This window comes from Bradyrhizobium sp. SZCCHNR1017 (genome assembly GCF_032381375.1).
Classification (GTDB): domain Bacteria; phylum Pseudomonadota; class Alphaproteobacteria; order Rhizobiales; family Xanthobacteraceae; genus Bradyrhizobium.
This window is the reverse complement of record NZ_JAUHIR010000009.1, coordinates 318,480-325,287: the sequence shown is the minus strand read 5'-3', so window position 1 is coordinate 325,287 and position 6,808 is coordinate 318,480. Positions and strand designations below refer to the sequence as shown.

Genomic DNA, 6,808 nt, shown 5'->3' with positions numbered 1-6,808 from the left:
CCGGCATTCCCTGCGCGACGGTCTTCACGCTTATACGCAGTCTCCCTGGTGCGCCGGGCTTGTTGGCCACCATTGCGCATGACGCTTGCGCATCAGCGCGTGATACCAGCGTCGGGGTATCAGGACGCTGCGACTTCACGTCCGCAAGCGATCGTTCGTCCGCGCCTTCGTGAGAAGACGCTGCGATCTCTCGCGGCCATCGCATCCCCGCCTCGCGTGTCGTGACGATCGCGCGCTACGCCCCTCTGCGGTGAGGCGGGATGCGGGGAGATAATCATGATTTCCGATAAATCGCAAGCTTTTTTTATTTTTCGGAACATGCGCAACCCCTCTCCCGTTGTCGGGCAGGCTATCTGGTGGCATGACGAGCAACTGGTTGAGGGCTATGCGCGTCGCAAAGTAGATGATCGTCGTCCTCGATGGCCGGCCTAACCGGGAGCGGACGCAGCAAGAAATTCCTCCGCCTTGGCTCGGCTCGAAAACCGCCCGAGCTCTTCATAGGCAGGCTGGTCCTCTGCGTCATCAGGCGAGCGCAAGACGACGAAGCAATCCTCGTTGCTCAGGATCAGCTCTGTCAGGTCCTCGCTCCGGGATGGAGACATGTCGCGGGCGCCGCAATGAGGACACTCGTCGTCGCACATGCACGACCATTCATCGCTCCAGGCCTGCGCGCAACGTTCACAGCGATAGAAGTTCAAGAACCAGGCCATTGCCGGACCTCATGTCTTCAAACGATAGCGGCCGCGCGCTACGAACTCCAGGAATCCCTGATCGCGCAGGAACTGGAGCTGCTGGCGGATTTTCGGCCGAACGTTCTGGTTGCCGGGATAGAGCAGGCTGAGATGGCGGTCGAAAGCGTAGACATCGTCGAGCGTGAATTCCGGCTTGCCGAGCGACTCGACGCATTTCAAGACCTCGATCAGCCATCCGCGTGCATCCAGGGATTCCTTGCGGAGGAAGAGCGTCCTGCTCCACTCCTGCAGCACGACCTCCTTCGCGCGGACGACGCGATTCCGGACGATGTGAATCTTGCCCGACTCGGGAACGCGATCGAGAAGAATGTTCGAGCCGACCCACCCTGCACGGCGCGCGGTCGCCGCGAGCGGCTTGCGCTGCTCGATGATGTCGCGAACAAAGAAATGCTTCGGCACGACGAAGAGGTTGATGACCGACCGGGTGTCACGGTCATAGTTCATCAGCAGGAGATTGGGATTGTTGCTGGCGGCCAGCCGCTCGCACTTCGTCCCATAGGCGCCGTCGGCGACCTTGGCGCCGAATGCCTTCTTCTGGCTCTTCAGCTCGAATTCTTCGCTGCAGGCTTTACAGAGAAAATCCGCCAGCGGGCTGTTGTTGGGAAACTGCGTCATGTTCGACTGGCCGCAGTTCGGACAATAGGCTTGCGAGCCAACCCACGCCTCGGTCCACGCCCGCGCCTTCTGCGCGCCGCTGGTGTAGGCCGTCTGGGGTTCTTCGAAGCCGAGTTTCATGTGAGCAGAGTAGCTCAACATGATTTGTTTTCCAGTCGAGATCGCGGGGCCGGAGGTCATTGCGAGCGAAGCGGCGAAGCGAAGCAATCCAGATCAGGCCAAGTGCATGGACTGGATTGCTTCGTCGTTGTCGCTCCTCGCAATGAGGCGGCGAGAAGGTTTACACCTCACCGCTTCTTCCACCCGCCGCGCTTTCCCGGCGCGCCACCCGTCGAGCGTGGCGCCGGACCGAACTCCGGGCCGGACTCGCGGGAGTTGGTGGGCTGGATGATCTTGCTGCTGCTGCCGAAGGGCTTTGGCGGCAGCTTGGCGTTGGGGCGGTAGGGCAGGGACTCCGGGCCGTGCATCTCGTCGAGATGCGGCTTGTGGACCTTGGAGGTGGAGGGAGTCCCCGTGGGGCGCCCCTCACCGCGACCCTCTCCCCGTGAAGAATGGGGAGAGGCACCGTCCTCGCGGCGCGAGCCGCCGCTGATGATGTCGTCGAGGGACGGCGCGAGCGGGGCGCGGGGCTTCACCCCACCCCGGCCGCCTTTGGCGGCCGACCCTCCCCCTCCAGGGGAGGGTGAAGAGGAGCCGCCAGCGCGTGCCGCAGCGCCACGGCCCTTCATCGCCGTGGTCGGGAGATTGGCGGCGTCGCCGTATTTCTTGGCGCCGGCGTAGCTGCCCGCCTTGCTCTGCACGGTGCGCTGCTTGGCGGTGGGGTCGTCGACCACGGCAAGCTCGGTGGCGCGGAGGCGCTTGACCTCGTCGCGGAGGCGCGCGGCCTCCTCGAAGTTCAAATCGGCGGCGGCCTCGCGCATGCGGGTTTCGAGGTCGGCCAGCACGGCCTCGAAATTGTGGCCGATCGAGATGACGTCGTCGGTGGTGGTGCCGCCGCCGGTCTCGATCAGCACGTGGTCGCGCTCGTAGACCGAGTTGAGGATGTCGCCGATCGACTTCTTGACGCTCTCCGGCGTGATGCCGTGGGCCGTGTTGTACTCGACCTGCTTCTCGCGGCGGCGGTTGGTCTCGGCGATGGCGCGCTCCATCGAGCCGGTCATCTGATCGGCGTAGAGGATCACCTTGCCGTCGACGTTGCGCGCGGCGCGGCCGATGGTCTGGATCAGCGACGTCTCGCTGCGCAGAAAACCTTCCTTGTCGGCGTCGAGGATCGCGACCAGCGCGCATTCGGGAATGTCGAGGCCCTCGCGCAGCAGGTTGATGCCGACCAGCGCGTCGAACGCGCCGAGGCGCAAGTCACGGATGATCTCGATGCGCTCGATGGTGTCGATGTCCGAATGCATGTAGCGGACGCGGATGCCCTGCTCGTGCAGATATTCGGTGAGGTCCTCGGCCATGCGCTTGGTCAGCACCGTGATCAGCGAACGATAGCCGGCCTGCGCGGTGGCGCGGACCTCGCCGAGGAGATCGTCGACCTGGGTGCGGGCGGGGCGAATGTCGACGGGGGGATCAATAAGCCCGGTCGGGCGGATGACCTGCTCGACGAACACGCCGCCGGCCTCGTTGAGCTCCCAGCCGCCGGGGGTCGCCGACACCGCCACCGTCTGCGGCCGCATCATGTCCCACTCCTCGAAGCGCAGCGGACGGTTGTCCATGCAGGAGGGCAGGCGGAAGCCGTATTCGGCCAAGGTCGCCTTGCGGCGGAAGTCGCCGCGGAACATGCCGCCGATCTGCGGCACCGTGACGTGGCTCTCGTCGGCGAACACCAGCGCATTGTCGGGGACGTATTCGAACAAGGTCGGCGGCGGCTCGCCGGGCAGCCGGCCGGTGAGATAGCGCGAGTAGTTCTCGATGCCGGCGCAACTGCCGGTCGCCTCCATCATCTCCAGATCGAAGGTGGTGCGCTGCTCCAGCCGCTGCGCCTCGAGCAGGCGGCCCTGCGCATGCAGCTGGTCGAGCCGCATCTTCAACTCGGATTTGATCGACTTCATCGCCTGCACCAAAGTCGGGCGCGGCGTTACATAGTGCGAATTGGCGTAGACCTTGATGAACTCCAGTTCGTCCTGCTTGTGGCCGGTGAGCGGATCGAACTCCTCGATGTTCTCCACGGTGTCGCCGAACAGGTTCACGCGCCAGGCGCGGTCCTCATAGTGCGCTGGGAAGATGTCGATGACGTCGCCCCGCACGCGAAAGGTGCCGCGGGTGAAATCGTGTTGGGTGCGCTTGTATTGCAAAGCGACGAGGTCGGCGATGAGCTGGCGCTGGTCGATGCGCTCGCCCTTCTTCAGCGCGAAGGTCATCGCGGTGTAGGTCTCGACCGAGCCGATACCGTAGATGCACGACACCGAGGCGACGATGATGACGTCGTCGCGCTCCAGGAGCGCGCGCGTCGCGGCGTGGCGCATCCGGTCGATCTGCTCGTTGATCGAGGAGTCCTTCTCGATATAGGTGTCGGTCCTGGGGACGTAGGCCTCGGGCTGGTAGTAGTCGTAATAGGAGACGAAATACTCGACCGCGTTGTCGGGGAAGAAGCTCTTGAACTCGCCATAGAGCTGCGCGGCGAGCGTCTTGTTCGGCGCCAGGATGATGGCCGGGCGCTGCGTCGCCTCGATCACCTTCGCCATGGTGTAGGTCTTGCCGGAGCCGGTGACGCCGAGCAGCACCTGGGTGCGGTCGTTGCGCGCGATGCCCTCGACCAGCTCCTTGATCGCCTGCGGCTGGTCGCCCTTCGGCTCATAGGCCGACTTGATCTCGAAGCGGACGCCGCCTTCGGACTTCTCGGGGCGCGGCGGCCGGTGCGGCGTCCACACTTTGAGCGAGCCGTCGTCCTTGCGGAACTCGGGACGGCCCTCGCGGATCAGCGACTCCAGCGCTTCCGCCGTGGCCTTGACGCCGAGCGCCTCCATCTTGTTGCGCGGTGGCCGGGCGAGCGCCTCCTCGTCGTCCTCGGCGGTGGGCAGGCCGAGCTGCCGCGCCAGTTCCGGATCGAGCGTCGGGATGGTGGCGGCGGTGCCGTAATTGGCTTGCGGCGCTTCGGCGAGTCCGGAGGCTGAGGCGGCGTCATCCGCCCCGAGGGGGTGATGCTGCGGAGGGAGGCCCCCACCCTGGCCCTCCCCCGCACGCGGGGGAGGGGACGCTAGCGGCGCAGTCTCGGCATCATCGCTGGCGCCGGCACGCGGCGCCTGCCGCCTGGAGCCCTCCCCCGCGTGCGGGGGAGGGTTGGGTGGGGGCGGGCCATGCGACGGATCGTTGTTTGACGATGAACGTCCACCCACCGGCTGCGGATTTGGCCGCAGCGGGATCGGGCGATCGGACGTGTCGCGGGCCGCAACCTCAGCGCTCTTGCCGCGCGTCGACGCCCGCGCGCGGTGCGCGGCGGCCTCGCCGCCGCTGCGGCGGTCCCAGGAATTGTCCGGCGGCGGCTTCAGTCCCGTTGAGGAACCGATGCCGCTCTCGCCCCGGTTGATGGCGGGATTGAGCAGCTCGGCGAGCGCGGGCGCGATCGGCTGCACGTCGGGCCGGTGCGCTTTCGATTTCGGGGTTCGGCCTGGCTTCTTGGGAGTGTCGGGGGTCTTCGCCATGGCCCGAATATGGGACGGATGGCGCCGACTTGAAAGAGTGATCGGGCGCCGCGCACCAGCCTTGCTGACAGCATGGTGGCAGCAGCAGGCATCGAGACGCACGTGCTCCCGAAAGGCCACACGAGATCAGCGGGCGACTCGCGAGCCATGACGCGCGCGATGGCGTTGCCGCGACGCCACGCTGCCGTTCAATGCCGCGTCGGCTGCTCGACGATGTCGAGATGCACGCCGTGGCAGGCGACGCATTGCAGGGCCCAGTACTCGGAACCGCCGCGGCCGTTGATGACGCTCAGGACGCTCAGCTCCGCATCGCAGTCCGGGCATCGCGTACGCACCGAAAAAGCGAGGTGTTTGACGGCAGGCTCAGCCATGAATTGCAGTCCGCATTACGAATACACTCGGCATTTCGAATTGGCGTTTGATGTTGGCTTGGAACCGTCTGGCCGCGCGGGGGGACTCTCGGGGACTTCACTCTCGGAGATTGTTCCACGTCGCGCTATCCGTCTTTTCCCGGGGGTCGGTCGATATCCTCCGTCGCGTGCTTCAAAGTGCTGCGATTCGGTCTGCAGGTGTCAGCGCCACCGCTTGCGAAAGCGGTCGATATGGCTTTTCGCGTCGGCAATCGCCATGTCCGCATCGGACCAGGCGAAGCCGACTTCGAGCGAGGGGAACGAAACGCCATTGATCACCACCGGGGTCATGTCCGCGCGGCGGATCCGCGCGTGCCACAAGCCGCGTCCTGCTTCGAACGGCTCGATGGCGAAGTCCTCGTACAAATACGTCATTGCGCAGTCCTGATGTCCCGAACGGCAACGACAGCATGAATTGGTCCGGGCATTTGTGAACAGGTTCACACGTCAGCGTCTTTTTTGATGGCGTCCCTGCGCTGGGAATTCCGGGTCGCGGGCTGTGACGCCGCGCGCATGATCCAGCGTCGGAACGCGGCGAAATCACGTTGGCCGGCCTGGAAATGGCGGTAGACAAGATACCAGCGCTCGCCTTTTGGGACGGTCAATGCGAACGGTGCAACCAGGCGTCCCGCCGCGAGGTCGTCGTCGATATAGGGACGGATGCCCATGGCGACGCCGAGCCCGTCGATCGCAGCCTGCAGCGCATGTCCATAGTACTGGAACTCGGTGCCGCGCGCGCTGACGCGCGTGATGCCCGCGGCCTTCAGCCACAACGCCCAGTCCTCGGCGGCATGCGACACCCGCAGCAGGCTCGAGCCCTTGAGATCGGCAGGCTTCTTCAAGGTCGCGGCGAGCCGCGGCGTGCACACCGGCACGAGATCCGCGGCGAACAGCGGCTCGGCGACGAGGCCCGGCCAGGCGCCGTGGCCGAGCTTGATGCCGCAGCTCCAGTCGTCGCCGAACGGCACCGCCGCCCCGCCGGTGGTGATGCGGACCTCGATGTCCGGCTGCTCGGTGCTGAAATCGGCCAGACGCGGGATCAGCCATTTCATCGCGAACGTCGGCCCGACGCCGAGCGTCAGCACCCGCATCGATGACGGCGCCATGATCTGCGCGGTCAGGCTCGACAGCGCATCGAAGATCGGCGTCAGTCCGCTCTGATAGGCGCGGCCGGCGGCGGTGAGCGCCAGGCGGTTGGCCTTGCGCTCGAACAGCACGACGCCCAGCCGCTGCTCGAGCAGGTTGACCATGCGGCTGATCGCGGCCGCGGAGACGTTGAGCTCGCTGCCTGCCGCGGCGAAGCTGCCGGTGCGCGCCGCCGCCTCGAACGCCTTGATGCCGTTGAGGAACAGCAGCCGTCTCATCGCGCCCTCAGGAAAACTGATGGAGG

The 6,808-nt window shown here is 65.7% G+C and carries 5 protein-coding genes; all 5 read right to left on the bottom strand.

All coding sequences use genetic code 11. The features are described 5' to 3' along the window. Window positions 1-719: 719 nt before the first annotated feature. The 5 genes from QW863_RS23210 to QW863_RS23190 all read right to left on the bottom strand — a co-directional run bounded on the left by QW863_RS23210 (window position 720) and on the right by QW863_RS23190 (window position 6,782). Window positions 720-1,508, bottom strand: a complete 789-nt coding sequence (locus QW863_RS23210) for a DpnI domain-containing protein (protein WP_315768696.1) — start codon at window positions 1,506-1,508, stop codon at window positions 720-722. A 146-nt stretch (window positions 1,509-1,654) separates the two neighbouring features. Next, window positions 1,655-5,008 carry an excinuclease ABC subunit UvrB gene (gene uvrB, locus QW863_RS23205; protein WP_315768695.1) on the bottom strand — a complete coding sequence of 1,118 codons (3,354 nt, stop codon included), beginning with the start codon at window positions 5,006-5,008 and terminating at the stop codon, window positions 1,655-1,657. Between the two features lie 188 nt (window positions 5,009-5,196). Continuing rightward, window positions 5,197-5,379: a hypothetical protein gene (locus QW863_RS23200; protein WP_315714095.1), complete on the bottom strand. Its 183-nt coding sequence runs from the start codon at window positions 5,377-5,379 to the stop codon at window positions 5,197-5,199. 201 nt (window positions 5,380-5,580) lie between these two features. Then, window positions 5,581-5,793, bottom strand: a complete 213-nt coding sequence (locus QW863_RS23195; protein WP_035655128.1) for a hypothetical protein — start codon at window positions 5,791-5,793, stop codon at window positions 5,581-5,583. Window positions 5,794-5,858: 65 nt separating this feature from the next. Beyond that, window positions 5,859-6,782, bottom strand: a complete 924-nt coding sequence (locus QW863_RS23190; RefSeq protein ID WP_315768693.1) for a LysR substrate-binding domain-containing protein — start codon at window positions 6,780-6,782, stop codon at window positions 5,859-5,861. Between the last annotated feature and the right edge of the window lie 26 nt (window positions 6,783-6,808).